We start from the raw sequence: 25700 nt of genomic DNA, 5'->3' as shown, positions 1-25700 counted from the left end.
GAAAATTCGACATTCAGAAGAAGATGATTTCATACATAGGAGGTTGTTATTATGATTAGCAAATTGAATTTTCGTTTAACAAACATAAAGGGGAGTAAGTCTAGTTAGTTATAGTTTCCCCAAAAATTGAGAGGGGAATTTATTTGAAGCAACTATTACTAGTTATTGATGCACAACAAGAACTAATTGAAGGAAATCAGGAGGAAGCAGCTGTCTTTAATAAAGAACAGCTTGTCAGTAATATCAATTTAGCAGTTGAAAAGGCATTAACATCTGATATTCCAATTGTTTTTGTTAGAGATTTAGATGTTGCTGGAGGAGAAGGCGACGGCTTTCAAGTACATAAAAATATTTATGTGCCTGCGGATGTAAATATTTTTGATAAAGCTGCAACAAATTCCTTTCATGGCACCGGACTTCTAGATTACTTGAAAATTGAAGGAACTGAACATGTGGTTATCATGGGGTGTGCGACCCAGCATTGCATAGACAGTGCAGTTAGAACAGCTACTATTAGTGGTCTAGATGTAACGTTGGTGGGTAACGGACATTCAACTAAAGACAGTGAGTCATTGAATGCAGAGCAAATCATAAAACATCATAATGAAACGCTTCATGGTCATTACAATGTGGATCATTTTTCGATTGTTAGAGACGTTGAAGAAGACATATTTGTTCCTAATCATGATTCGTACAGAGAATAATAACTCATAAGAATAAGACTCCCGTTGAAGTAAAGAATTGGAGTCTTATTCTTGTATTGATTTAAAGAGAAGTTTAACGAGACTCAATTTCCAATGATTAAGTAAGTTTACATATCAAGAGATTATCGGTGGGAAAGAGACTTTCTATGAAGTCTCTTCCCTTTTTTCGTTCGTATAAGTGTACTTTTGCGAACGTTTCTGTTTCCAAAATTATCTAGCTATTATTCAAAGCTCTGAGTATATTTAGTTAAACGAGGAAAGTAATCATACTCCTTTTTTAGAAGTGAAAAATAAGCTTCAAGAATTTATAAAAGGAACGATTTAAATAAAAAAAGTTCGGGGAAACAGAAATGAATGAAAAACAGAACCTTTCATCATGCATTCAACTTAGACCTATAGCTATACATGATTATGAAAGGGTTTTAAAATGGAGCAAAGACGACTCCTTTTGTTTGGCTAATGGATGGGAGATAAACAGAAATCCTGAAGAATTGTATAGATGGTGGCTTCTTTGTGTTAACAATGTATCAAACGACTTTATTCGAATGGGAATAGAATATGACGGGAATTTAGTCGGATATGCAGATTTGGCTAATATTAAGGATTATACGGCGGAGTTAGGTATTGCAATAGGGAACAGTGAATTATGGGGAAAAGGAATTGGATATAACTCTTCCAAATGTATAATGAAGTTTGCAGCAGATCAATTAGGAATTAGGATTTTTAAAGCAGAAACAAATGAAGCAAATTTGCGTTCACGAAAAATGCTTAAAAAGATTGGTTTTAAAGAAATCAGCAGAGTAGGAAGTGAAGAATACTTAGGAATGATTGGCTTGCTTATACAATATAGATTAGAAGTGTGAAGGGGGAATTTCGATTTGAATATTTCCTTTCTTACAGAAAAATAGCATTCTAAGACAAAGCTGTATAGCAAGTTTACATATTCCGGAATTATCGGAACTAATAAATTATGAATTATGAAAAGGGAAGGTAGCCAATATAGGTTATCTTTCTCAAGCTTAAATTCTATATGTTTGCAAAATCTCAATTTAAAGTAGATATTTAAACGCGACCAATCAAAAGGACAGACAGCTTATGTATAGGCTGTCTGTCCTTTTACTGTGCGTCTATATTAACTTTCAATATCTGGACGCTTTAACCGATTTGTTTCCATGCGGGTTAATACTTGTTCGTTATCTTTGTTAGAGAGGTTAGTATAAAGGGAAGTAGTTTCGATATTACTGTGACCCAGCTGATCACGTAAAAGGACGATATTACCGCCATTCCGAATAAAGTCCGCCGCAAAACTATGTCGTAGTTTATGTGGACTCATGCCTTCTCCTTGAGCGAAGGCTGCAGTATACTTGGTCACCAAGTTCTCAATCGCTCGTCTCGATAAGGGACGAACCGTTCCCCCGTAAAGCGTCACAAACAGGAAGGGAACTTCCTTTGACCCGCTATACCGAGCTTCCCGAATCTCTATGTAGTCTTTTAAGTGGTGAATCGCTTGGTCCATCACCCGGACGGTATCTTCTTTCGAGCCTTTCCGCTTGATGTCGATCAATTGCTTCTTGAGGTTAATTTTCTTCACGAGAATGCGTGCCATTTCCCCAAGGCGAATGCCGCTTCCGAGGAAGAGGGAAAGGATGGCCAAATCCCGTTCCTTGTCTCGGTTGAACCGTTGTCGGGCAAGTCCGCTTACCAGCGTAGCTTCGTATGCATGTTCGATAAACTGCAAGAAATCGTTGATTTCGTGTTCGTTCAGAATGGCGGAACTGATTTTCTGCGCACGTCGGCTGGCCGTCTCTTTTTTTGTATGCAGTACGATTTTGCTCATAACGTTTCGGTAGAAGTAGGATTCTCCATCTGCAGTCTCGGTTTCTTTCGTCAAGTAATTGAAAAGTGATTTTAATGCATTGACCGAAAGGGTAACGACCGCAGGACCGCGCCTTTTCACGCTGTTGTTCTCGTGAATGATTGATTCCTCTCTTAAGAACTCAATGTACAGCTCGATATCCTGTTTTTTCATTTCGGCTAATACTACATAGGGGATTGAAGAAATTTCTGTAGCTTCCGTCAAATTCTCTCGAAGCAGCCACTGAAAAAAGTGCTGATAACGGTAAAGGTACTGAAGCAAGGTATCCGCTGAAAGGCCAGCACGTTTTTTGGAACGAATATACTCAACCACATAGAAAGGCATACTGTTTAATTGGTTTTCAATCCGTTGGAGGACTTGTAATTCTTCAGGTGTCATCGCCATATGATGTTGACCTCCTTTGAAGATGAATTTCTATATGTTCGCAAAATGTAATTTAAGCGAACATATAGAGGTGGTAAGTATTTTTTCTAGAAAATGAGTAAGTAAACAGCACTCTTATAAAATCGCTTTTAAATAGGTGGTTAAACTTTCCTCCACACACTTTGCAATCAAGTCAACGAAGGGCTGCGTATTCCCTTGTATGCTCGCTGTTTCCAACGTTTCATAGTACGTTAAGCGCTGTGTGTTTTCAGCTTTGACGATAGCAGGAGGGAAGCCATGACCCATGAGGATCAAGTTCATTAACAATCTCGCCGTCCGGCCATTGCCATCTGCGAATGGGTGAATATATACGAACTTAAAATGGAACAATGCGGCCAGCTCTACTGGATGCATTTGGTCTTTTTCTTGGTCATACCAGGCAAAAAGCGCTTGCATCTCATTCGCCACCTGCAAAAAATGCGGCGGTTCGTGCTGGCTACCGGAGATTCGTACGTTGATCGAGCGATATCTACCGGCATTTTCATCGTCGATGTTCTTTAAAATCAAGTGATGAATCGTCTTTAGCGTTCGCTCATCCAACGGTTCAGTTTGAGTGACCTGCTCCTCAATAAAGCTGATGGCTTCAGCGTGATTGATGACTTCGAAATGTTCCTGAAGCCGTTTGCCACCAATCGTTAAGCCATCTTCCATGACAACTTTGGTTTCAATCAGCGATAAAGTATTGCCTTCGATGGCATTCGAATTGTACGTCCATTCCACACGATACACGTCGCGCAGGTTCTTCACAGCAGCTACTGGAAGCGGTCTGTGTTGATCCAATTCCTTTTTTAATTCGTTAATGCGATTAAAATTGTTCATTTACTAGCACCTGCTTTTCAAGGATTGAAGGAATTTATGCTTTAAATATTCTAGGGTAGCTGGTGACTATCGAAGAATAGATTCTTCTATTGATTGTCTTCAAACTCATATAAGTAATTCATGAAATCATGGTATAAGTTAATGTCATTTCTTTCGCTTGAATCCGCAATCATTAACTTATTTCTTAAATTCCATGGATCGAGAGTAACCAAAACATTCTCTAAATAGCTTTCTACCAATGTATTGGTGAAACTCGCCGTATGTATGTCTGTGATATTCATTCCAATAGCTAATCATTCTACTGTAGCTTTTACAAAATTCCTCTTTATTTTCACTACAGAAATTTTTAATCCGCACTGTATCTCGTTCTTTCAAAAACTCATAAGTCATTTCTACAATTTCTACGACATATTCATCGCATACTTTTACAATGTAAGGAATAGTCCAATCTTCGTAATCCATCTGAAGCAACGAACGTATATGCTCTTGGCGAATATATCCGTCATTATTTCTAGAAAGTATGCAATGCAGAATCATCTTTTGTCTTTCAGTTAAACTATCTATAAACTTGTTCGAGTTATCTTTGCAGTAGATGCGATTAGGAAAACTAATTACATGATTGTTTTGATAATATTCAATAGTTTCCTGAGAGACCTTAGGAGTGACAGTTAAGAAAAATTTGGTAGACAACAACTTAACAACTTTAGTAACGTCATCTTTTAAATAGTTGGGAAATCCTCTGGTAATCATATAACCACACCTTTATTCCATGTAATTTCAAGAATCTATACTTCATTAATGACTTTAATAACTCAATAAGAAAGCTAATCCTAACATCTAACAGAACTAAGAATTTAGCCTAATCTTATAAAATTCGATTGATTTAAGCTATTAGACTTATTTTATCACATGCCTACTTTATATGTTCGTTAAATTAATATTTTGCGAACATATAATATGAAAAAAGGAAGATAACCGATGCTAACGAGTTACCTTCCTCTTAGGTATGCTTCAATCTAAATATACTTTATCTCAACAAAATTTAAGCAGTTGTAATTGCATTTACCGCTAAAATGGCATCTGCAATTTGTTCCGGTGTAAGTTCTGGATTCATGTTATGCGATGTTTCTCCTGCCACAGTGGCCAGTTCGCCAATTTTAAGTAAGTCTTCGTATGACGCATTTTCTAAATGAAGGTCTTTCAGTGTTGTTGGTAACTCAATTTCTTTGAAGAAGTCTGCATAACGTAAAATGTCAGATTCTGAGTATCCTTCTAGTACTAATTGAGTTAAGACACCATAGGCTACTTTTTGGCCATGAGTCAATTTGTGGATTTCTCCTTTAAGTGCAGTAAAGCCATTATGGATTGCATGCGCTGAAGCCAATCCGCCATTCTCGAATCCTAGCCCTGATAATAAGGTGTTCGCTTCGATAATTGCTTCGACTTGCGGTGTGACCAATCCTTGTTTCGCAGCTCTGTACGCAGCAATACCTTGATCGAACAGCACTTCTTCAGCTTTTTCTGCAATTGCCTGTCCAGCAAGAGTTGCCTTCCCGCCAGCCATGGTGTTTGAATTCCGTTTCAATGAAGCTCTAGTTTCTACAAATGTGGCCATCGCATCTCCCATACCTGAAGCCAAAAGAAACACGGGTGCATTGACGATTACTTTTGAATCGACTAACACCAAATCCGGATTTTTGGTGTAGAATTTATAGCCTTCAAATACGCCATCGTCGGAATAAATCACGGAAAGCGCGCTTGTCGGAGCATCTGTAGATGCCGTTGTAGGCGCAACCACGACAGCGACTCCAAGGGAATCCCCAACGGCTTTCGCTGTGTCTATCGTTTTTCCTCCGCCTAACCCGATGACAACGTCAACTTTTTTATCTTTCCCTATTTTAGAAAGACGATCAATTTCTGTGTTGGAAGCTTCTCCTGTAAACTTTTCATAAATATAAGAGGTATTCGAAGCTTTGAAGCTTTCTGCAACTGTATCTCCCGTGATCCCCCAAACAGTGCTGTCGGATAAAACGAACGGTGTTTCTCCAATTTTAGCAACTTCTTCACCCAGTTGACTAAGAACGCCAGCACCTTGAATATATTTTTTCGGTGAAATAAAAATTTTCTTTTGCATTATGAAATGCTCCCTTCTCATGACAAATTTGTTTCTACTTTGAATAGCAAAGTATCGGATTCTTTTCCTGCAATTTCTAAACTCCAGGTATCTTCCAGCTAAACTTAACGCTTTCCTCGACTTGTTGTCAACGTAGCCAACTTTTGCTATTTTGAGAATTGTTTTAAAAGACATACAGACGCTTTCAACTTATCCTTCTTCCGATAATCCGTAATATATAAAGTGAGTACCTGATCAGAACTCTCTTCTATTCCATTTACATAAGATATTTTAAGCTCTCGATAAAAAGAGGATATGTAGACTTACCTTAGTTTTTTGCTCCAACTAAAAGGAATTTCTACATTTTCCATTGACAATATACATAAAGAACTATAAATTAAGTAAGTGAGAATGATAATTGTTATCATTTAGATAGATCGATAATATGAAATCAATACAATTTTCCGATTTTTGCAAGTATCACAATTTCTACCTTCACAGAACTACATTTGACAATTCTAATCAACATACATACTAAAAGAGCTAATAATTTATCTCTTTAAAGTTTCAAGCAATAAAAAAATTGAATGATGAAAAGGGAGATAAATACATGACTATTATCCACAAAAAGAAACTGCCAACCATACTACTTTCTGCTCTTGCTGCTATGGCGTTAGCAGGCTGTTCAAGCCAAGATACCACATCAACAACTGAAACAGATAAGACGGGATCTTCAGATGAGAGTTCTGAATATCCGCTGGTCATCGAACACGCCTTTGGTAAAACAGAAATTACAGAAAAGCCTGAGCGTGTAGCTACAATTCAATGGGCCAATCACGACGTAGCTCTTGCACTCGGCACTGTACCTGTTGGCTTTTCTGCAGCAAACTATGGTGTCGAGGACGACAGTGGCCTATTGCCATGGACCGCTGAAAAATTGGAAGAACTCGGTGAAGATGATCCCAATGTATTCCAAGACACCGACGGCTTAGATTTCGAAGCTATTTCTGATTCAGATCCCGATGTTATTCTTGCAGCTTATTCCGGTATTACTCAAGAAGATTACGATATTCTAACAGAAATCGCACCAGTTGTAGCATATGAAGAAGCTCCATGGTCGACTACGTGGCGTGACCAAATTTTGTTGAACTCAACTGGTATGGGCATGAAAGATGAAGGCGAACAATTGATTAACGATACAGAAAAATTAATCGAAGAAAGTGCAAGCAACTATCCCGATATGAAAGGTAAGAAAGTAGCATGGGTCAATTTCTCAGCAAATGATATGTCCAAGTTGCACCTTTATACACCCGCAGATCCACGTGGTGCTTTTCTAGCTGAGCTGGGTATGGAGTATCCGGGAAGCATTACAGAACTAATCACAGATCCGACAAGTTATTCCTTGTCGTTAAGTACTGAAAATGCTGATGCCTTAAACGATGCTGATATTCTAATTGGTTACGGTGATGAAAGTCTATATGAGGCTGTAAAAGCCGATCCTTTACTTGGAGAAATTCCTGCGATTAAAAGAGGGTCTGTTGTATTCATTGGAGACAATACACCTTTAGCTGCTTCTGGAAATCCAAATCCACTCTCAATCGCTTACTCAATAGATGAATATCTCGAATTGATTGATGGAGCCATCAGTAAATTAGATGAATAGCAGTGCGATTTCAAGCGTTAAGGATTCACGTCTCCATGTTCCCAAACATTTCACGAAAATGCTATTGATTTCTTTACTCCTACTTGCTCTTTGTGCTGCTGCTTCTCTTGCATTTGGATCACGAATTGTTGGCGTCCATCATATGATGGACGCCTTGTTCCATCCAGATATCAATTCCTATGAAGCAAACATCGTCCGCAAGCGAATTTCTCGTACAGTTTTTAGCTTGATGTGCGGTGCAGCTCTTGGCGTCTCGGGAGCACTCATGCAAGCTGTTACACGAAATCCAATTGCTGACCCAAGCATATTGGGCGTTAACACAGGGGCTGCCTTATTCGTTGTCTGTGGGATTGCATTTTTAAATATTAGTACGGCAAATGAATATATCGTACTGGCTTTAATCGGAGCAACACTTACTGCGCTCTTTGTTTTCGGAATCGGCTCTATGGGACGAAGTGGCGCTACACCACTCAAACTCGTGTTGGCAGGGGCTGCAACAAGTGCGGCTCTTTCTTCATTGGTTATGGCTATTATGATTTCACGGTCTAATGTCATGGACCAATTTAGATTTTGGCAAGTTGGCAGTGTCGGCTCAGGAAACTGGAGCTCCATTTCCACATTTTCACCCTTTTTGATTGTAGGTATAATTATCGCTATTGCTTCTGCACCCGCATTAAATGCTTTAGCTTTAGGAGATGATGTGGCCAGTGGCCTTGGTGTCCGGACAGGTGTTTTAAGGATGACGGCAGCTCTTGGTGCCGTTCTTTTGTGCGGAGCAGCTACAGCATTAGCTGGTCCAATCGGCTTTATCGGATTACTTTCAACTCACGTGATGAGGCTAATTTTAGGACCAGATCTGCGCTTCGTCATTCCGATGTCTGCTGTCGCAGGTGCTATTATTTTGACTCTTTCCGATGTTAGTGGTCGACTTATTGGCAGCCCTGGAGAGCTTGAAGTAGGTGTCGTTACGGCATTCATCGGTGCACCAATACTTATTTTACTGACGATGAAGTCGAAAGTGAGATCGCTATGAACAATCAATCTATTGAATTTATTGTCACAGGCAGACGCCAACGATACCGTCGTTGGCTGATTGTAACAATTTCTATGACTGGTCTAGCCATTGTTCTTTGCCTAGCGATGTTATTAATGGGCAATACGATTTATCCGGTAATGGACGTCATTAAAGTTCTTTCTGGAGAACAAATCCAAGGTGCATCTTTTGCGATTTCGACGATTCGTCTTCCTAGGATGCTAGCTGGTCTGTTGGCTGGATTTGCTTTTGGGATTGCTGGTCATACGTTCCAAACGATGTTGCGTAATCCACTCGCTAATCCGAACGTCATCGGCATCACTACTGGTTCGAGCGCTGCTGCTGTCTTTTGCATTGTCATCTTGCATACAAGTGGAACAGTTGTTTCAATTGCTTCTGTCATTGCAGGTCTCGCAACCATCTTGCTCATTTACTTTCTATCCCGAGGAAAATCCTTTTCTATCGGAAGACTGATTCTTATCGGAATAGGTATACAGGCTATGCTAAACGCTTTAATATCTTATATGCTATTGATTGGTGCTGAACAAGATCTTCCAGCAGCATTCAGATGGCTTAGTGGAAGCTTAAATGGCGCTCAAATGAGCGAACTACCGCCTTTGATTTTGTCTGTTGCTCTATTCGCTCCTATCATTTTAATACTTGGAAAACATTTGAGTATCTTAGAACTTGGTGAACAAGCTGCTACTTCTCTAGGTGTTAGCACAGATAAGACTCGAGTCACGTTAATATTCAGTTCAGTCTGTATGATTGCTATAGCAACTGCTACAACTGGTCCAATTGCATTTGTCTCATTCTTAGCTGGACCGATTGCCAAACGACTTGTTGGAACTGGCTTCTCTAGTGCCCTACCTGCCGGGCTTGTTGGAGTCAATTTGGTTTTATTAGCAGATTTAATCGGACAATTTGCTTTCGTGGCAAGATACCCCGTAGGAATCATTACCGGAATTCTTGGGGCTCCGTACCTGATTTATCTGCTAATTCGTATGAATCAAAGAGGAGAATTATGATGACACAAAAACATGTATTTCAAGCTGAAAATCTTGTTTCAGGATATGACAATAAACCCATTATCCAAGGTATCAGTCTTAGTATCCCCAGCAATAAAATAAGTGTTATTATTGGAGCAAATGCTTGTGGTAAATCCACACTTTTGAAGACGTTAGCAAAACTTATCAAGCCCACTTCTGGAAAAATCACTCTAGACGGAAAACCCATCAGTAAAATTCAACCCAAACAATTGGCGCGCGTTTTGGGGATGCTTCCCCAATCACCGATCGTGCCAGAAGGTATTTCGGTTGCAGACTTAGTTGGACGAGGCAGATTTCCTCACCAATCGCTGTTTAGTGGCTGGACCAAAAAAGATTACGAAGCAGTTGCTGAAGCGATGCGGATTATGGATATCACGGAGCTTGCTAACCGTAATATTGATGAGCTGTCTGGTGGTCAGCGGCAACGTGTTTGGATTGCTATGGCACTTGCTCAGCAAACAGATATTCTGTTTTTAGATGAGCCAACTACTTTTCTGGATATCACCTACCAAGTCGAAATTCTTGATTTACTAACGGATCTAAATCGCAAACACGGGACAACGATTGTTATGGTTCTTCATGATATCAATTTATCTGCTCGCTATGCTGACTATATTTTCGGATTACGAAAAGGAGAATTGATTGTAGAGGGTCTGCCTTCTGAAGTCATTACTAGTCCTTTAGTTAAGGATATTTTTGATCTTGACTGCATGGTGATAAAAGATCCAGTTTCAGGCTCTCCTTTTGCAGTTCCCAAAGGACGTTATCACACAAAATCTGAATTCGCCGACCTTTGATTATGTAGCCTGCACATAAAGTAAAGGGACATATTTCAAAAGAAAAAAGAATCAACTATCTTTAATCTTAACCATGATGGCTACATTTCTATTAACCTTAATATGAAGACTAAGAATAGATCAAAAAGGCTGAAGCAGACGTAGTCCCGTTAGCTTCAGCCTTTTTGAAATCTAACTTCCGATAATCTGAAATATGTAAACTAGAAAGATTCATATAGTCCCTTGTCAATGCAATACACCGTTCATATTGTATTCCATCAAGTTTAATTCATTGGTAATTTCTTTGGTCTTCTTAAAACCACATTTCTTGTAGCTTTTAATTGCACGAATATTATCTTTTTTCACCTCTAAAACTATCTTCGAGGCACCTTTACTTCTAAGATGATTTATCATCATTAAGATCATTGAAGTACCTATTCCTTTGTCCCATAATGTAGTTTCTCCAATAAATTGGTCTATTCCATAGATATTTTGATTTGAAGTAAAATCGTATTTTTTCAATCCATCTTCCTGAATTTCATAATATTGTATATAGCCTAAAGGTTGATTGTTGTATTCAACAATACAAGGAGTAACATAGTGCTTTCCTTCAATCCTTGGACCGTATTTCTTCTCCACCTTATCAAAGTTTGAAGGTAGTTCCTCGTAAAACTCCAGTACTCTCTGATTATTTAGCCATTTAACCATTACCTCAAAATCATTTCGGTTCATAAGTCTAATTAGAAGGTCGTCATTTTCAATCATATCTAGCTTCCCCTTTATTCCTCGCTGTTTAGGAGGTAATCTTTTGAAATTATTTAATGAAGTATTTCCCTCACTTAGTCTTTTGGAAATTTTTGATAACATGAGTTTATCATAAGGCGTATCGGCTAAAAAAAGGACACTTTTAATAATTAGTCCAACTACCGTCATTACGACGTTAGAGTTATGATATTAAGCGTTCGTAAAAGGTCACTTTCGCATACAAAAAGGAGAAAAGATACACTACGTACAGCCTCTTCTCTCCTTTTCACTATAAGTAGCTGCCGATAAAGTGTCATATGTTAACTTTTTTATTATTTTCATCCTTACTTTGAGGACTTAAAAATACAAGCTAATTCCTTTAAATACATTAATGAGAAAGAGTGATTCCCTTGTTTCAGTCTATATAAGTTAAAAAATCTTCTTTATTAAAAACATTTAAAACACAAGGTTGCTTTTCCTTGTTTTCCAATGCCTTATGTTCTTCCTTAAATTTAGATTCCACATGCAAGCGAATAAACGGCAGTTTTTCCTGTGCTTTTTGTGAACGGATATTTACTACTCTTGCACCGGCAAAGACATGATCCAACCCTAGTTCTTCATATGCAATCTGCAAGATAGCGATCTTAGAAGCTTTATTAAATCCTTGTCCCCAATATTCATGACCAATCCACGTACCTATATGACAAGATTTCTTTTGGTAGTTGATGAACATTAAGTCAGTGAGGCCAACCAGTATATTTTCTTCATTCAGAATCACGCGAGGAACCGTTTTTCCTGCCTCCTCTTCTTTCATGATTCTTTGAACGAAGCGTTTTGTGTCTTCAATCGTTCCATCCGGTAAACCCAAAGCTTCTTTCACTGGAAGTGCGGAAGAAAGCCTGAAAATTTCTTCGCAATATTTTTCTTGATGCTTCACCAATCGAATTTTTTTCATTATTAACCCTCCATCTATTTAATTAATGGGATTGGAAATCAAAAAAGCTCTGCTTTAAAAAAGGGACCGTTGAGGTGGTACCACCCTTATTTAAAGCAAAGCTTTACTCTCTGAATCGATAACGGGATAAGCCGCTGTATTTTTCAATACAGTATATGAAAGGCAGGTTCAATGAACACCCTTTGGATATCTCGCAGCTTTCGATATCCTCTCTGAGAAAGTATGCATCATTTACTGGTCCTTAAAATTACCAATTTCTTGATAGTAGCATTTTATTCAGATTAATTGAGATTGAAAATTAAGTCAATAATAATTACCATGATTGGTTAGTACCTTTGATTGATATAGCTTCCGATAACTCATGATATGTAAACTCATGTCTATTCAAAATACGATCTAATATGTTATATATGTTCTAACATTCTAAAAAGGATGCTCCCTTACTATCTCTAATTATTGAAAGGAGATTTATTGATGACCTATTTTTATTACATTGCCTCCGATATCGAGTTGACCACGGAAATCTATAAAGAACATGAATTATATTTTGAAAGATCTAATGAACGGATTAAAGGATTCGACTTTCCTATCCGGCTTGAAATTGATAATGGTATTAATACAAAAGAAGAAGTGGATATTCTGTTTGAGTATATTCACAAAAAAGCTGAGAATCACAAAAGATGTAGCTTTCAAGTTGCCAAGCTGGTTAATTCTAATAGAGTGCCATTTAAAGTCCTAGAGAAAAAACAAGTATTCTTACATAAAATAAAGTCTTCTGAAGAATTATTTTTGTCTGAAGGCCATTTGCTCACTATCAAAAAAGTTCCGGTGGTGTATTAAAATTGGAGAGACATATAAGCATTCATAAAAGTACACTTTTGCAAACTAAAAAGACAACGAACTCATAATTTGAACTGAGCCACTAATGTATCACTTTTTAACTGTCTATCACCTGGGGTTCAGTTCACCTCTTCCCCTCTTTTTTTTGCATCCTCTCACAATTCCTGTATATGAAATTAAACCATTATCTCCAACGTTCCATGGCCGCATCTAAATTTTCCATCCTCACTGATCCTTTTTGAAGAGGTATCGGACAAATTTGGTTAAATTCATGAATTTTATCGTTGAGCAACGCAACCTTTAATTGCACATCGCTTCTCTTTCCTTTGCTAAGTTGAAGAATCGCATCTTGAATCCCATCCCGAATATCATGCTGGAGCTTCAGCCAATGGGGTTTATGCCCTGCCTCATTTGCTACGCGCTGAAAATGCTGAAAAAGATCTCCTGAAAAATATTCCGCTGACAAAGGCTTTCCAGTACCGGGCAAATCATCCATTCCTCCTGTTTTAGTATATTCCTTTAAAATGTCTCCAATTAAATCATTCCGTGGATTCGAATCATATTCGCTCATCTGGCATCTTCCTTTCTACAAGAATTGAGTCTATAGAGTCATTAAACCAACACTTCCTTTTCGACCTCTTCCTCCTCTTCTCGGTAAAATGCAGCTTGTTGTGGTTTCAATACAAAATAGGAAAAGACGATTGATGCCAGCAGCATAATGCTGGCCAGTCCAACAATAGTGACTCGCAGGGAAATTACATCTGCCAAGATACCGATTCCTAAGATGAATAGGACTTGTACGACACTCTGCACCAATTGAAAAATGCTGGTGACTCTTCCCATCAGCGCAACCGGAATGTTGTTTTGGTAAAACGTAGCCATGCCAGTATTCATGAAGACATTGAAAAAACCTAAAATCAAGAAGCCGACTGTAATGGTGAGGAATGACCAAGAAAAAGCATACAGGACATAGCCGACCGCCGTCATCACCACACCGAGCACAATCATAAACCGTAAAGAGAACTTTGACGAAAAGATGGTAAGCAGAACGCCGCCACTAACTGAACCAATGCCGGTGATACTGATTAACAAGCTGTAGTCTACTTCGGAAAGACCGATTACCCGTTGGGTAAACACGACTTCCTGGGCATCCATGGCGAACGAAAAAATCATGACCAGAATAAAACTCAAGTAAATAATAGCGATGTATTTGTTTTCAGAAAGGAATTGCTTAACCACTGTAAAATCACTCCATACTTGAGCAACGGTCATCTTAGGAATCGTCTCACGGTCAATCTCTTCTTGCTCTGGAAGTCCCAAAAGCAGCAGTGCTGCAATCACAAAGAAAATTGCATTGATCCAAAGGGTGGCCTGAATCGAGCTAAGCAGAATTAACGTACCGCCAATGGCGGGACCGATGATAAATGCACCAGAAGAAGTAACCGAACGAATGGAGTTGAAACGTTTTCTCTTTAGTTTCGGCACTAGCATGGTTGTATAGGTGGTCGAAGAAGGACCAAAAAAAGACTTAGCGATACTCAGGAAAACGAGAATCACGTAAATGCCAACGATGTTGGGAGCATAGGGAATCAATGCGATAAATCCTGCCCTTAAAAGATAAGTTGCGATAATGACTTTCTTCTTGCTGCGGTAATCGATAAAGCTTCCAGTCCAAAACTTCGTCAAGATGTTGACAATCGGTCCAATGATCCAAAGTCCGGCTACTGCTGCAGCAGAACCAGTCATTTGATAAACAATGATATTGATGGCGACCAGGTAAATAAAGTCACCGATGCCAGCAATGCCAAGTGAAGTCAGCAGTATGGCTGGATCTTTCCAATCTTTTAACTTTTTATTCATTTTGGCCCCCCTATAAAATATATTGGGTCTTCTAAAAGCACTGTTATTTAAGCAAAGTATTTAATATTCTTATAATAACATTAATTTCCATCTGTAAGATATACTTAAAGTGTAGCCACGCATTCGTAAAAGTACATTTTCACGAACAAAAAGGAGAAAAGATGTGTTGGTTACAGCCTCTTCTCTCCTTTGCAATATAAGTAGCTTCCGATAAGCTGCGATATGTAAACTAGTCATAATACAACTATAATAGCTATATATTAACTTGGAAATATAAAGAAAAGAAAAGATAAATTCAATGAAAGTTCGTGCTAGAATTTAAAGTGTTATAATTTTACAAATACTCTATGTATATTTTAGTGAAAAGCGAAGAGAATAAGAGCTTGTCTTAATTACGAAGACTTCTGGCCTTTTCGAAGCCACATAGGACTTTGAAAATTGGAACGGAACTCTACTTAGTTAGAGTAAAATTACTTTAGATTGGAGAACTTACGTCATGAACGATTTTAAAGAATATTCTATTGATATAGGGAATCAACAACTTTATTGCGAATACACAGATGAACTTAACTCATTACCTACTATCGTTTTCGATTCTGGATACGGATGGACGAAAGAAAATTGGGACATAATAAAAAACGAAATCGCCTATTTTTCAAGGGTGTTCATATATGATCGGGCTGGACTAGGAAAAAGTGAATACACAGGAGAACCCCGCCATAGTCAGAGAAACGTAGAAAATTTGCGTAGGTTGCTTAAAGAAGCAGAAATAAAACCGCCTTATATTTTGGTCGGTCATTCATTTGGTGGCGTAAATGTTCGTTTATATACAGCTACTTATCCGGAAGAAATAGCTGGACTTGTTCTCTTAGATTCCTGCCATGAAGATCAGAATAAGCTCATGGTCCCACTCTTCTCTTACGAAACGCAGGAAGGGTATTTCAGTCAATTTACCGTCGAAGGAACACTAAGTGAATTTGAAGAAAGTCTGGAACAAATCAGGAAATATAAATCACTTGGAAATATCCCTCTTATTGTCGTTACAGGTGGAAGCCAACCGCACCATACATCGGAATCTTGGACTTATTGGATGTTGTTCCAACAGGATTTGGCGAAGTTAAGTACCAATAGTCAACACGTCATTCTAGAAAAAGCTGGACATGCTGTCCACTTGGACTCTCCAAAAGAGGTTATCTATCAAATCAAAAAGATGGTTGATACCTTTCAACAGTCATAAGTTATTTAGTAAGTCCCAACAGTAAATGAATAATTTTTATAAAAGCCAATTAAAGAAACCGGAGTTGAGAAGGAAAGTGCATTGCGATTTTTCTCTCATTTAATTATTTGACGTATTCGTAAAATTATTCTTTATCAAACTAAAAGATAAGGAGCTCAAACTTTAGCCTTTTATCTGTTGATAAGATCCGATATATAGACTCTTACTCACTCAAAAATACGGTCATAGAGCCTTAGAATAACCCCTTTTGAACGTATCATTTTTTGTATATTTTCAGTTTCGTTGTTTTTTTGTGAAGTCAATGGAATGGTGATGTTGAATGTAACTTACTTACACTTATGTTACATTCACATTTAATAAAAAATGGAACTTGACTGGAAAAATATTGGTATAATCATCTGAGATTATTAGTAGATAAAAAAAGAGGTGTGAAAACACTAAGAGAGAGGGAAATCGTGTTCAAGACATTGAAATCTAAGAAGTTAGTAAAAACCTTATTATTTTTGGTGAGTTTGTTAATCGGAAGCTGGTTGTATGTAAGCTTTTTTATGAACTTATTGCCTCGTTTTTTCGGCAATATGGAAAATATCGAAAAGAACATTTTAGCCGTTTTGATCATTGTTCTTACTACCTACGTATTGCTGCTGATTTTACTTAGAATCGATAGCAAAAAAGAAAGATATGTTCTTCTAGGTCTTTATTTATTGGTCTTAATTTTAGGGTTATTGCGCCTTGACCCACAGCACCGGTACGCCACTGGCGAGATCGGGTTAAATCCACTTGGTTTTATTTCAGATATATCGGGCGACGAGGCTTCTTTTTACGTCATGGTCATCAATCTAGTAATTTTTGTCCCTTTTTATTTCTTGTTAGCCTACGCCAACCTTTTTAAGGGGTTTTGGTCCAGACTTCTCATTTTCGAACTATTTATTCTCTTAATTGAGTACCTGCAGTTCCAATTTAATTTCGGCCTTTTTGATCTCTCGGATATTTTCTTATACAACATTGGATTTTTAGTTGGATACGTTATTTCTTTGCCTATTCTAAAGCTTTTAAAGTAAGCAGTTATACGAGAGTTTGAATGTAACTTATTTAGTATTAAGTTACATTCAAACTAGAATAAAACAAGTACTGCTAACACTAAAAATCTTTTACTATTCAGTGTCACTACTCTCTAAATCAAGCGAGTAATCTGCTGATATGTATGGTGTAACTTTTTTAGGTGAGTTGTATTTTTCATTCTTCGTAAATATCGTAAGGCCGACCTCATATACATCAATGAATGTCTCGACTTTATCAAAATTAAGATTTTTAAATTCAGTCGGGCTTTCCCAATTTCTTGTTGGGACTAGATCCACTTCAAAAATATCTTCTCCAAAGAAAATAAAAACTTCCAATCCATTCGAAACTAATTCAACCGTATTAGTGCAAACCCATTCTAATATGTCAGTCGAATCAATTTTGATGATATAACCGTCCGAAGAAAATTTATAGTGAGAGATATTCTTCTCAGAAATATTCGTTTCTATATGTTCAAAAACCACAGATTCCAGTACGAAAAAAACAGGAAAGCTACTAATATTTTTGATCATCGTAAAAAGAAAATCAGTCTCCATGTTCCTAATTCCAACTGCAATTGATTCAAACCTGCCTTTCGGAAGAACAAAATCATTTATCAAACTAGTATCTGAATATTGAACAAAATATTGCTTTTTCAATTGCGTCCCTCCTACTTAAACTTATAAATGAATGTAACTTAATTGCTAATAAGTTACATTCGTTCTCAACTTCTAACATATCTCAATTGATTTACAGGTAATCTGACAATCCATCATAGGGATAACCATTTTAACTTGATAAAGATGGACGTTTTCTACTAAAATTTCTCCAATTGAGATGTCATGAAAATAGAAAGCTAAGTCATTGGGGGATTGTGGAATATCTCCTTTTGCCCCTTCCAGCCAATTATTGAAGATGGTTGAAAAACATTCTTTAAACAGAACGGTATACTCTCTTTCTTCGCCCTCAACATCGCTTAAACCCATATATTTCATTGTCACTAAATGCTTGGTATGATCATAGTTTAAACCCTTTAATTCTGAATCAATATAGTGAGTAGCCATTAATTTCTCTTCGAGTTCTTGACCACTTAGTTTCAATTTTTATAACCTCCACTACTAAACTTCAAATTAAAAATGCTGTAAAGTTTCGGTTTTGAATGTAACTTAATTCAAATTAAGTTACATTCGTTTTGAAGAAATTAAAATAACCTGAGTCGATTTGACAGCGCTGTTCCTTTTCCATTGAGTCTAAGCCGGACTAGCAATGGACTGGGAAGGACACAGGTCATATAGGGCTTGTTTTGTATAAGCTCTATCGTAATTTCTGCTTGATTGGTCTCCCCAGAAATTTCCTCGCCGATCATCGCAAAATCGAAAGGGGATTTGTAGTAGATACTCTCTGCTAACCGTACATACACTTCATTGATTTTCTCTAACCAGGGATTCAGCTCGGTGGTGAGAGGATAGCGGTAAGGAAACACCTTCTCAAATGCAGCCTATGGAATTGAAATATCTAACCAGTCCGACTCGCCGTTTACCCTGATGACCGTAATCAGACAAGGCAGCTCCTCTTTAGTGGAATTGTGAAGGGATAGGCTGCCGTAAAATGACTTCACACTTTCTTCTTCGATCGTTATCGGCAGAGAAATTGAATGCTTTTGGAAATCCTTTTTCTCTTCCCAGAACCCATTGAAGTAAAGACTTTCCTCCAAAGCAACAAGTGCTTCATTTACCCTTTTATCGTCCCCATATGGGTGATATTCAATTGATAGTTCGTAAAATCCATCCATCCAATGATCGGGGTTATTGTAGAAATCATAATTCATTTGTCTTCACCTTCATTTCAATAAACTTTTATATAATTTAGTATCTGAATCAATTTCATAATGCGCACTTTTAAAAAATCATAGAAGAGCCGAAAATCGATGATTCCTTAAAAAAACGAATGAAATGGTGAATTACGCTGCGATTGTTTGAAGAACTTTTAAACGGTCGATGGCGAGTTTGGATGCGTTATACGCTAACTGAACCAAATCGACATGCAATTTGGCTTTCTTTCCAGTGCGATGATAAATCTGATTTAAGAGGAAATACCCTTTCAAATAGGCATTGACCCTTTCAACGGCACTTCGTGCCTTGTAGAGCTGTTTCCATTTCAGCGAGCCTCTTGCCGGCGCTGTGTATTTGCGGAGATCGTCCGTGATTTTCTTTTTGTATACTTTTTGGCACAAGCTGTCGTGGGCTAACGGACAGTCCGCGCATTCGCTTGGCCTCGTATACTTAAGGGTTTCGTGCTTTTTATCGAAACTGTCATATCGGTAGCTATGTTCGCGGACGCAGGTCGGCGCAAAATGACGATCAAATCCAATCGGTTCTGGTTCGTTCTTTTTATTGTAGGCAATGACTGATTGGGCGCCCATCCGGTAAACTTGTTCGTAAATCGGAGCGTAGTCGTATCCGGCATCCATCGTGGCATAAGCGATTTTGAGCGAAGCCAACCGTTCCTGTATTCCTTTAAGCAGCGGGATGGCGGCTTTTCCGTCATTCAGATTGCCCGAAGAAAATAGAGACTGAAGGATGTACTGGCTTTCTGCCCCAACGGCGAGATGGATTTTGAATCCAAACCAGAACACGTTCTTTCCTTCGCTATTCTTTTTCACTCCCCATTCGGGGTGTATGGGAACTGAAGCTCGCAGTTCCGAAAGCAGAATATCCAGCTGATCGGCAATTTTTTTTTCATATAAGGGAAGACTCGCTTCTTCTTCCGCCTTTTCCGCCAGCCATTGTTCCCGTTCTTCTTTCTTTTTGCGGCCACGCTTTTTCGGTTCTTTTTCGACCGCTTCTTTCTTTTGTGGCGCACAGTCACGTGCCTCGACATGGGTGGCGTCTATGGCAACAATTTCATCTGAGATGAACCCTTCAGACATGGCCATCAAAAGAGTGCGTTCCTGGACAATTTCCAAGGCATCCGATTCGCTGACCAACGTAATCATACGTGAATAAGAAGCTTCCGAAGGAATCTCGTCCGATACCAAAAAGCCGCAGTCCACTTTGAAGCGCAAATCACTTTCCAAGCGTTTGACCAAATCTTTGATGAAGGGAATCCGTTCGGTGATCCGCACAATCAGCGAATAGATCATCGCCGCGTAATTCAAGGTTTGCGGTGGTCCGAAACGAGACTTTTTCGTCACAACATTAAGAATTGGATAGATATCAATTCCCGATAAAATTGAGTTGAACCGGTGGGTAGGTTCCAAGTCATATAAAACTTGCATGTCAAACAGGCTTTCTTGTCGTATAATAGGCATAGGGCAACTCTCCAGTCTGTTAATGTTTGTGTCGTAACTCTCATTATACAGGATTTGGGGAGGTGCTCTATTTTCTTAGGATTTTACCCTTAGAGCCGCAAGGGCTCAGAGTTATGAAATTGATTCATCTCAATTTAAAAATTGATTTCTGCTAGTTTGAATGTAACTTTTCTGCACTTAAGTTACATTCAGAATCGCTAATAATCAACGGTTTATGATCCCCCTGTTTCAGAAGAATTCGAGGAGAATTTTTCATGACTTCTTAAAATAATTCCACATGCTAATACTGTTACTAAAAACGAACCTCCGTACAGATAAAAAGAAGGTGCATAACCGAAAGCAACTTCGCTTTGCAGATTTTCTACGTTTGCCCAAGCAGCTTCCCAATCTGGTTTATAATTCAGCGTTTTTACATATCTTACTGCAAAAGTAGTCATGAAATAAATGCCGTGGATAGCAGTTGCTCCTAATAAAGCTTTCGAAAAGATTTTCATCCTAATTACCTCCTCCTCTTCTAGATTTTAGTATATCAATAAATTCAAAATTCGTATCTGAAATATAGGTTCTATTTTAACGAAGCATAGTTAATCTACTGTCATTTATAATTCGTAGATTCTTCTGGTTCAAAGCGTTCGTAAAAGTGCACGTTTACGAACGGTTTAAAAACAGCTAAAAAGACTGGAAAAGGCGTTCATAAACGTGTCAACACTTTACGAACGTTCTTTTGATATATACCCCATTTACGGACTGGAAAAAATGGTATCTAGACAGGCTGCTACCTTTGATTTAAGTCATTCGTCTATCGAACTTCTCACTATTCTGTAGTTGAGTGATTTTGAAAAATTTTAGCACTATACCACGTTCCGCAACCTCATGCTAAATCAACAAATAACAAAAACCTTTTAGTGTATCTTCAATAACTTCACGAATATCAAAGTTAATACTGCAAATGGTTCTTGCACTAATAAACAGTACGGCTGCTCAATTATTCGTTTTCTCAAGAACATTATATTTTTCAACCGGCGTCCTTCAATCTTTTTCTATTTATTCATTTACACACAACATTTTACGCTTTCGTTCGTATAATTTTATTTTATGAACAATTTGTATCTTTCTATTTATTTACTAACGGACTGAGCAAGAGGTAAGGTTCACCTATTTCTGAATAAGCTTCCCTCAGGTATAGACCAACTCATCTGGAATAGTTCACCGCCTATTTTTCCAACAAACCACCTTTCAAAATTAGTCTCTTTTCTTGCTTTTTGTTTAACAGAATCTTTGGTTCGATAGCACTTAACTGTGTAGAATTTACTAGAAATGCTTTTGGAGCTACTTTGTGCGCTGTACCATTCGTGCTAGGCACGGTTGATACAGCGCAGGCAATTTAGGTATGGGAAAAGTGTTCAAGTCACTATACGCACACACTACTTTCGAACCGCTGTAAATAAATTCGAGTTTTCTTGCATCAAATTTGTTTTCATTAATGATTTTTTGAAAGGTCATCTTGAATTGATTTTCTAATGAGTAACTAACGTCGTCTCCCTTTACTGACTCTCCGAAATTTAACACATCTTCTTTCTTTAATACCAAAGCGCCCACATCATTTATGTCATGTCCCTGATGTGCTCTTGATGCCATGATTTTAAGAGAGTGATTTCGTTCTAATGATTTTTCTAGCACCATTTTTCATCCTCACCTTTCGATTTCAATTTCGATGTTATTTGCTTTAGGGGGCTGCTTGTTTTCTCCGAATTCAAGACTATCTTCTTTATGACTATCTGCCCTTAACCGATTTGCGAAGTTCTTGATATATACTTCATCTTGCTTCAGCAGTTCTTCATGATACCCATTCTCTAATACCTGATAGGTTTCTTTATTCACTAGCTGCTCTTTCTCCAATTGGTGAAGCGGATGGATGTACTCGCCTTTCTCATATTGGCTAGAGATTAGAAGAGTTTCTTTTCCTTCGCTTGGAATAGCAACAAAGTAGGCAATCTGTTCTTGTTTGTATTGGTCGAAGTCTAGGTTATTCATCTCACCGAATGGACGTAGTTCCGTGCTGATGCCGTGTATATACATCACAGGCTCAATGGCGTTCAACTCTTGAAATTTTTCAAGAAACTCTTTTGGATAACTTTTTTCTTTGAAATCAATCGTACCTGGCCCCTTCATATTTTGTAGAATTTCTTTTGAGACAACGAAAGAGTTGAAATTGATATCGGCATTAAGTGTTTGAGAAGCACTATTTATTACTGCGAGTTCCTTAGCATCGAAACGGTTTTCCTTCAGGATGTTTTGAATTGGTTCTTTGAATTTGTCTCCGAGATCATAGCAGGTATCATCACCTTCAATAAGTTTCCCGAAATCAAGAACGTCCTCTTTCATCAAAGCGCCTTTCTCATTTTTTATTAACAAATCAGTGATTTCTTCCTTCACAATCAAGTCATGGAGATCAACGTTCATCTCACTCAAAGGGATATCGTATTCATAGCTTGCCGTGAACCCTAATCCGTAGTCTTCCATATCTGTCCACAACTCTTTTTCATTTTTAATCAAGTCACTCAAGACGTAATCATTCAAGGCGTTGGAGACGGCTTCATCAAGCGACATACCCTCTCTCGTGAATCGGATAATCTCTTCAGGTTCATTCGTGTACAAAGAAACGTTCGTTAAAAAATCATTTTCAATTCCTTCGCCCAACATCCCCACACCGTGCTCTTTGCCTGTAATTCCATTCTTTAATATAAATATGCCAACTTCATCAATGTCGTATCCCTGTGACGCTTTTGATGCCATGATTTTAAGGGAATGTTTGCGTTGTAATGCTTTTTCTTGTGTCATATTTTTCCTCACCTTTCGATTTCGATTGTATTTATTTTTGACAACTTTTTGTTTTTATCCGTCGCAGTAGCCTCTTCTTTGTGAATCTCCGTTTTCAAACGAGCGGCGAATGACTGGATGTAGGCATCGTCTTGCTTCAATAATTCGTCGTGATAGTTAGTTTCCAATGTCGCCACCGATTCCTTGTCCACCAGCTGCTCCTTCTCCAATTGATGGAGCGGATGAATGTACTCACCTTTTTCATATTGGCTAGAGATTAGAAGAGTTTCTTTTCCTTCGCTTGGAATAGCAACAAAGTAGGCAATCTGTTCTTGTTTGTATTGGTCGAAGTCTAGGTTATTCATCTCACCGAATGGACGTAGTTCCGTGCTGATGCCGTATATATACATCACAGGCTCGCTGGCATTCAATTCTTTTCCACGATTCAATGCGTGCGCCTCTATCTCTAAATCAGAAGGAACAGACTGTTCTTTTTCTTGAAGCTGTTCCTTCTCTTTTACTTGGTCAAAATGTGAATCTATTTCGTCGATAAATTCACTGGATGTGCTGCGTACTTCGTTCAATAATTGTTCTTTGTCTTTCAACGCTGCTCCGTTTGTCCAGTTTGCTAGATAAGAGAGCGTGAAGTCTTCTGTATCGATGTCGTATCGATTGGCGACCACATACGCGACCATCTCCGCTTGGAATTCTTTCTCGCTTGTTGATAATTCCTTAGCACGTTCTGGTGTGTGCATTTTGGCGTGCGCTAATTCGTGAATCAGCACGGATACGTTCTCGAATTCTGTATTCCGCGGATTCAATGCAATTATTTTTTCAGATGGGGCGGCTGCCCCTTTGGCTGTTCCCAGCTCGAATGGCGATTCGTCTACAATGATAAAATCCAACTTAGTTGCCATCTTATTCAATGCGGCCATCATTTCTCTGCTGCTTTCAAGACTTCCGTCCCGGTGGTATTTCCCGAATATTTCAGAAACCGACAAATTCAATTCGCGGGCGTTGGTCTGCGTGTATTCGAAGACATGCCCGATCTTAAAGAACGTTTTTTTAGTTGTCTCCAGTTGCTTTCGATCAATCAGTTCACGATCTTGTTTACTGGCGGACGATACAGGCACATCAATGCCGTTCTTCTTATAAAACTGGACCGGCGTCGGGACGAGAATTTTAATGCCTTTCTCGCCTTTCTGAACAGCCGCACCTTTGTTTTTCCAAAAATTAAAGGAGCCGACTGCCTCGGCTCCCATAAATTGCTTATCGATTAAAGTCATATTGCGCTGTGAATAGTTATAGAAGTTGGCCATGAACGCCAAGTGTTCCCGCATCGCTGTTTCGGAAACGAAATACGAGTCGATTTGCTGATCCATACCCGCGGTCAGCTCTTCAATTTCCTTCATCTTCTCTTCAGGCGTTTTCTTTTTCCCTTTGAATGCCATTCAGATCCTCACCTTTCCATTTCAACTACTTTTTTCGGCTCCTTCTTTTTCGTAGGAGTTTTCGCTTCAACCAAATCAATGTTCCAGTCTTTATTTTTTGGCTTATCGACTTCGAAATTTGTTAAGTAATTGGACCAGCGGTTCACGAACTGCTCACCGGCTGCATCGTTGTCGACCGCAAAGATGACCTGTTCCACGACCGCTCCACGTTTCTTGCAGTCCTTAATTAAGTCTCGAATGCCAGTAGTCGCGGATTGGTCTTTCAGTCCAGACATGGACAGTAGGCGGATGTTTTCCGGCCGCTTCAATTCGAAATAACTGAGTGCATCGATTGGGCTTTCAAACAATGCAATTTTTTTCGGTGAGCCGATGTCCAACCGGAATCCTCCGTCTTCTTTGCTATTGGCTAGTATCTGCTTGAAGGAACCGCGCTTGTTGTCCATCTTTACGGTGCCTTGCCGATCGCCCCCGACAACCTTGCCTTCAGAATCTTTCCATTTGAAAATACCATTCTTTAATTTATCTTCCGCAAGCAAATCATTCCGGATGAGAGCGGCGATAATTTTCGAATCCAGCTTCCGCTCCTCGATTAAATACCGAGAAATGTGTCCCTGCGTTTTAACCTCATGATGCATGGGATATTCGAACTCTCTTGCCGTGTACCATTCTGCTTCTTTGGCAAATGTCTGAGAATGTTCGTGTGAATTCACGTCTCGAACTGCATTCTGAAACGTCAGGTCATAATACTCCCGGGCAAAACTAATGGCGCCATAGCCACCCTTGCTTCGGCTGTTCCAGTACCAATGCCCACTGTCTTTGATGACAAGCGAATCATGTTCCGGATGTCGGTAGTAATGTCCTTGCCGTTCCAAGCTCTCGCCTTTTGAATGCAAATAGTCCAGAACATGTACATCGTTGGCTTTTCGAACTTCTTCTCTGTCCACTCGATCCCCCACCCCAATCACTCC

Annotated in this window: 26 protein-coding genes and 1 other annotated feature; of the genes, 9 read left to right on the top strand and 17 right to left on the bottom strand. The window is 38.7% G+C overall.

Annotated features, from left to right (window positions below; genetic code table 11):
* The first annotated feature begins 143 nt into the window (after positions 1-143).
* The gene (locus QMF37_RS13430) at positions 144-704 is read left to right on the top strand and encodes an isochorismatase family protein (protein ID WP_283478540.1); all 561 of its coding nucleotides are present in this window, start codon (positions 144-146) and stop codon (positions 702-704) included.
* A 350-nt stretch (positions 705-1054) separates the two neighbouring features.
* Positions 1055-1567, top strand: a complete 513-nt coding sequence (locus QMF37_RS13425) for a GNAT family N-acetyltransferase (protein ID WP_283478539.1) — start codon at positions 1055-1057, stop codon at positions 1565-1567.
* 269 nt (positions 1568-1836) lie between these two features.
* On the opposite strand, the gene xerS is transcribed toward QMF37_RS13425, so the two are convergent.
* From xerS to QMF37_RS13405, 4 genes are all read right to left on the bottom strand, one after another.
* Positions 1837-2964 carry a tyrosine recombinase XerS gene (gene xerS, locus QMF37_RS13420; RefSeq protein WP_283478538.1) on the bottom strand — a complete coding sequence of 376 codons (1128 nt, stop codon included), beginning with the start codon at positions 2962-2964 and terminating at the stop codon, positions 1837-1839.
* A 114-nt stretch (positions 2965-3078) separates the two neighbouring features.
* On the bottom strand, positions 3079-3822 hold the full coding sequence (locus QMF37_RS13415) for a Fic family protein (RefSeq protein ID WP_283478537.1): 744 nt from the start codon (positions 3820-3822) through the stop codon (positions 3079-3081).
* Between the two features lie 177 nt (positions 3823-3999).
* Complete coding sequence (locus QMF37_RS13410) at positions 4000-4572, bottom strand: hypothetical protein (RefSeq protein ID WP_283478536.1); 573 nt, start codon at positions 4570-4572, stop codon at positions 4000-4002.
* 292 nt (positions 4573-4864) lie between these two features.
* The gene (locus QMF37_RS13405) at positions 4865-5956 is read right to left on the bottom strand and encodes a glycerol dehydrogenase (RefSeq protein WP_283478535.1); all 1092 of its coding nucleotides are present in this window, start codon (positions 5954-5956) and stop codon (positions 4865-4867) included.
* Positions 5957-6545: 589 nt separating this feature from the next.
* Between QMF37_RS13405 and QMF37_RS13400 the strand changes: the two genes are divergently transcribed.
* Genes QMF37_RS13400 through QMF37_RS13385 form a run of 4 tightly spaced genes read left to right on the top strand, consistent with a single transcriptional unit; the run spans position 6546 to position 10477 of the window.
* A complete protein-coding gene (locus QMF37_RS13400; protein ID WP_283478534.1) occupies positions 6546-7598 on the top strand; it encodes an iron-siderophore ABC transporter substrate-binding protein in 1053 nt (350 codons plus the stop codon).
* The gene (locus tag QMF37_RS13395; protein WP_283478533.1) at positions 7591-8631 is read left to right on the top strand and encodes a FecCD family ABC transporter permease; all 1041 of its coding nucleotides are present in this window, start codon (positions 7591-7593) and stop codon (positions 8629-8631) included. The genes QMF37_RS13400 and QMF37_RS13395 overlap by 8 nt, the downstream gene beginning before the upstream one ends.
* Positions 8628-9659 carry a FecCD family ABC transporter permease gene (locus QMF37_RS13390; RefSeq protein WP_283478532.1) on the top strand — a complete coding sequence of 344 codons (1032 nt, stop codon included), beginning with the start codon at positions 8628-8630 and terminating at the stop codon, positions 9657-9659. The genes QMF37_RS13395 and QMF37_RS13390 overlap by 4 nt, the downstream gene beginning before the upstream one ends.
* Complete coding sequence (locus tag QMF37_RS13385) at positions 9659-10477, top strand: ABC transporter ATP-binding protein (protein ID WP_283478563.1); 819 nt, start codon at positions 9659-9661, stop codon at positions 10475-10477. The genes QMF37_RS13390 and QMF37_RS13385 overlap by 1 nt, the downstream gene beginning before the upstream one ends.
* 225 nt (positions 10478-10702) lie before the next feature.
* Here QMF37_RS13385 and QMF37_RS13380 read toward each other — a convergent pair whose 3' ends face one another.
* Together QMF37_RS13380 and QMF37_RS13375 are read right to left on the bottom strand one after the other, a co-directional pair.
* A complete protein-coding gene (locus QMF37_RS13380; RefSeq protein ID WP_283478531.1) occupies positions 10703-11221 on the bottom strand; it encodes a GNAT family N-acetyltransferase in 519 nt (172 codons plus the stop codon).
* 394 nt (positions 11222-11615) lie between these two features.
* On the bottom strand, positions 11616-12155 hold the full coding sequence (locus QMF37_RS13375) for a GNAT family N-acetyltransferase (RefSeq protein WP_283478530.1): 540 nt from the start codon (positions 12153-12155) through the stop codon (positions 11616-11618).
* A 58-nt stretch (positions 12156-12213) separates the two neighbouring features.
* Positions 12214-12411: a binding site (T-box leader), on the bottom strand.
* 218 nt (positions 12412-12629) lie between these two features.
* On the opposite strand from QMF37_RS13375, the gene QMF37_RS13370 reads away from it, so the two are divergent.
* Complete coding sequence (locus QMF37_RS13370; protein ID WP_283478528.1) at positions 12630-12995, top strand: hypothetical protein; 366 nt, start codon at positions 12630-12632, stop codon at positions 12993-12995.
* Positions 12996-13179: 184 nt separating this feature from the next.
* On the opposite strand, the gene QMF37_RS13365 is transcribed toward QMF37_RS13370, so the two are convergent.
* Both QMF37_RS13365 and QMF37_RS13360 read right to left on the bottom strand, forming a co-directional pair.
* Complete coding sequence (locus QMF37_RS13365; RefSeq protein ID WP_038704963.1) at positions 13180-13566, bottom strand: DnaJ family domain-containing protein; 387 nt, start codon at positions 13564-13566, stop codon at positions 13180-13182.
* 41 nt (positions 13567-13607) lie between these two features.
* Positions 13608-14855 (bottom strand): MFS transporter, encoded by a 1248-nt coding sequence (locus tag QMF37_RS13360; RefSeq protein ID WP_283478526.1) that lies wholly within the window; start codon positions 14853-14855, stop codon positions 13608-13610.
* A 496-nt stretch (positions 14856-15351) separates the two neighbouring features.
* Between QMF37_RS13360 and QMF37_RS13355 the strand changes: the two genes are divergently transcribed.
* Together QMF37_RS13355 and QMF37_RS13350 are read left to right on the top strand one after the other, a co-directional pair.
* The gene (locus QMF37_RS13355) at positions 15352-16092 is read left to right on the top strand and encodes an alpha/beta fold hydrolase (RefSeq protein WP_283478525.1); all 741 of its coding nucleotides are present in this window, start codon (positions 15352-15354) and stop codon (positions 16090-16092) included.
* Between the two features lie 455 nt (positions 16093-16547).
* Entirely contained in the window at positions 16548-17153 is a 606-nt protein-coding gene (locus QMF37_RS13350) for a VanZ family protein (RefSeq protein WP_283478524.1), read from the top strand.
* A gap of 93 nt (positions 17154-17246) precedes the next feature.
* Here the strand turns inward: QMF37_RS13350 and QMF37_RS13345 are convergent, their stop codons facing one another.
* The 9 genes from QMF37_RS13345 to QMF37_RS13305 all read right to left on the bottom strand — a co-directional run bounded on the left by QMF37_RS13345 (position 17247) and on the right by QMF37_RS13305 (position 25688).
* On the bottom strand, positions 17247-17810 hold the full coding sequence (locus QMF37_RS13345) for a hypothetical protein (protein WP_283478523.1): 564 nt from the start codon (positions 17808-17810) through the stop codon (positions 17247-17249).
* 72 nt (positions 17811-17882) lie between these two features.
* Complete coding sequence (locus QMF37_RS13340) at positions 17883-18251, bottom strand: hypothetical protein (protein ID WP_283478522.1); 369 nt, start codon at positions 18249-18251, stop codon at positions 17883-17885.
* A 398-nt stretch (positions 18252-18649) separates the two neighbouring features.
* Entirely contained in the window at positions 18650-18979 is a 330-nt protein-coding gene (locus QMF37_RS13335) for a hypothetical protein (RefSeq protein ID WP_283478521.1), read from the bottom strand.
* A 132-nt stretch (positions 18980-19111) separates the two neighbouring features.
* Positions 19112-20461 (bottom strand): transposase, encoded by a 1350-nt coding sequence (locus QMF37_RS13330; protein ID WP_283478520.1) that lies wholly within the window; start codon positions 20459-20461, stop codon positions 19112-19114.
* Positions 20462-20673: 212 nt separating this feature from the next.
* The gene (locus tag QMF37_RS13325) at positions 20674-20955 is read right to left on the bottom strand and encodes a hypothetical protein (RefSeq protein ID WP_283478519.1); all 282 of its coding nucleotides are present in this window, start codon (positions 20953-20955) and stop codon (positions 20674-20676) included.
* Positions 20956-21790: 835 nt separating this feature from the next.
* Positions 21791-22144 carry a hypothetical protein gene (locus QMF37_RS13320; RefSeq protein WP_049694964.1) on the bottom strand — a complete coding sequence of 118 codons (354 nt, stop codon included), beginning with the start codon at positions 22142-22144 and terminating at the stop codon, positions 21791-21793.
* 9 nt (positions 22145-22153) lie between these two features.
* A complete protein-coding gene (locus tag QMF37_RS13315) occupies positions 22154-23302 on the bottom strand; it encodes a hypothetical protein (RefSeq protein ID WP_283478518.1) in 1149 nt (382 codons plus the stop codon).
* Positions 23303-23310: 8 nt separating this feature from the next.
* Positions 23311-24732 (bottom strand): ArdC-like ssDNA-binding domain-containing protein, encoded by a 1422-nt coding sequence (locus QMF37_RS13310; RefSeq protein WP_283478517.1) that lies wholly within the window; start codon positions 24730-24732, stop codon positions 23311-23313.
* 8 nt (positions 24733-24740) lie between these two features.
* Positions 24741-25688 (bottom strand): DUF3991 and TOPRIM domain-containing protein, encoded by a 948-nt coding sequence (locus tag QMF37_RS13305; RefSeq protein ID WP_283478516.1) that lies wholly within the window; start codon positions 25686-25688, stop codon positions 24741-24743.
* Between the last annotated feature and the right edge of the window lie 12 nt (positions 25689-25700).

The sequence above is a fragment of the Planococcus sp. S3-L1 genome, from assembly GCF_030063085.1.
GTDB classification, from domain to species: Bacteria; Bacillota; Bacilli; order Bacillales_A; family Planococcaceae; genus Planococcus; species Planococcus kocurii.
This window is presented reverse-complemented; position numbering and strand designations above follow the sequence as displayed.

What these genes read in the sequence shown, in the direction of transcription:
- QMF37_RS13425 (WP_283478539.1), top strand. Translation starts at nt 1,055, where the DNA reads ATGAATGAAAAACAGAACCTTTCATCATGCATTCAACTTAGACCTATA.
- QMF37_RS13410 (WP_283478536.1), bottom strand. Translation starts at nt 4,572, where the DNA reads ATGATTACCAGAGGATTTCCCAACTATTTAAAAGATGACGTTACTAAA.
- QMF37_RS13315 (WP_283478518.1), bottom strand. Translation starts at nt 23,302, where the DNA reads ATGACACAAGAAAAAGCATTACAACGCAAACATTCCCTTAAAATCATG.
- QMF37_RS13390 (WP_283478532.1), top strand. Translation starts at nt 8,628, where the DNA reads ATGAACAATCAATCTATTGAATTTATTGTCACAGGCAGACGCCAACGA.
- QMF37_RS13365 (WP_038704963.1), bottom strand. Translation starts at nt 13,566, where the DNA reads ATGAGCGAATATGATTCGAATCCACGGAATGATTTAATTGGAGACATT.
- QMF37_RS13325 (WP_283478519.1), bottom strand. Translation starts at nt 20,955, where the DNA reads ATGAAAATCTTTTCGAAAGCTTTATTAGGAGCAACTGCTATCCACGGC.
- QMF37_RS13375 (WP_283478530.1), bottom strand. Translation starts at nt 12,155, where the DNA reads ATGAAAAAAATTCGATTGGTGAAGCATCAAGAAAAATATTGCGAAGAA.
- QMF37_RS13370 (WP_283478528.1), top strand. Translation starts at nt 12,630, where the DNA reads ATGACCTATTTTTATTACATTGCCTCCGATATCGAGTTGACCACGGAA.
- QMF37_RS13415 (WP_283478537.1), bottom strand. Translation starts at nt 3,822, where the DNA reads ATGAACAATTTTAATCGCATTAACGAATTAAAAAAGGAATTGGATCAA.
- QMF37_RS13395 (WP_283478533.1), top strand. Translation starts at nt 7,591, where the DNA reads ATGAATAGCAGTGCGATTTCAAGCGTTAAGGATTCACGTCTCCATGTT.
- QMF37_RS13355 (WP_283478525.1), top strand. Translation starts at nt 15,352, where the DNA reads ATGAACGATTTTAAAGAATATTCTATTGATATAGGGAATCAACAACTT.
- QMF37_RS13400 (WP_283478534.1), top strand. Translation starts at nt 6,546, where the DNA reads ATGACTATTATCCACAAAAAGAAACTGCCAACCATACTACTTTCTGCT.
- xerS (WP_283478538.1), bottom strand. Translation starts at nt 2,964, where the DNA reads ATGGCGATGACACCTGAAGAATTACAAGTCCTCCAACGGATTGAAAAC.
- QMF37_RS13380 (WP_283478531.1), bottom strand. Translation starts at nt 11,221, where the DNA reads ATGATTGAAAATGACGACCTTCTAATTAGACTTATGAACCGAAATGAT.
- QMF37_RS13405 (WP_283478535.1), bottom strand. Translation starts at nt 5,956, where the DNA reads ATGCAAAAGAAAATTTTTATTTCACCGAAAAAATATATTCAAGGTGCT.
- QMF37_RS13335 (WP_283478521.1), bottom strand. Translation starts at nt 18,979, where the DNA reads ATGAATTATGATTTCTACAATAACCCCGATCATTGGATGGATGGATTT.
- QMF37_RS13360 (WP_283478526.1), bottom strand. Translation starts at nt 14,855, where the DNA reads ATGAATAAAAAGTTAAAAGATTGGAAAGATCCAGCCATACTGCTGACT.
- QMF37_RS13320 (WP_049694964.1), bottom strand. Translation starts at nt 22,144, where the DNA reads ATGGTGCTAGAAAAATCATTAGAACGAAATCACTCTCTTAAAATCATG.
- QMF37_RS13385 (WP_283478563.1), top strand. Translation starts at nt 9,659, where the DNA reads ATGACACAAAAACATGTATTTCAAGCTGAAAATCTTGTTTCAGGATAT.
- QMF37_RS13310 (WP_283478517.1), bottom strand. Translation starts at nt 24,732, where the DNA reads ATGGCATTCAAAGGGAAAAAGAAAACGCCTGAAGAGAAGATGAAGGAA.
- QMF37_RS13330 (WP_283478520.1), bottom strand. Translation starts at nt 20,461, where the DNA reads ATGCCTATTATACGACAAGAAAGCCTGTTTGACATGCAAGTTTTATAT.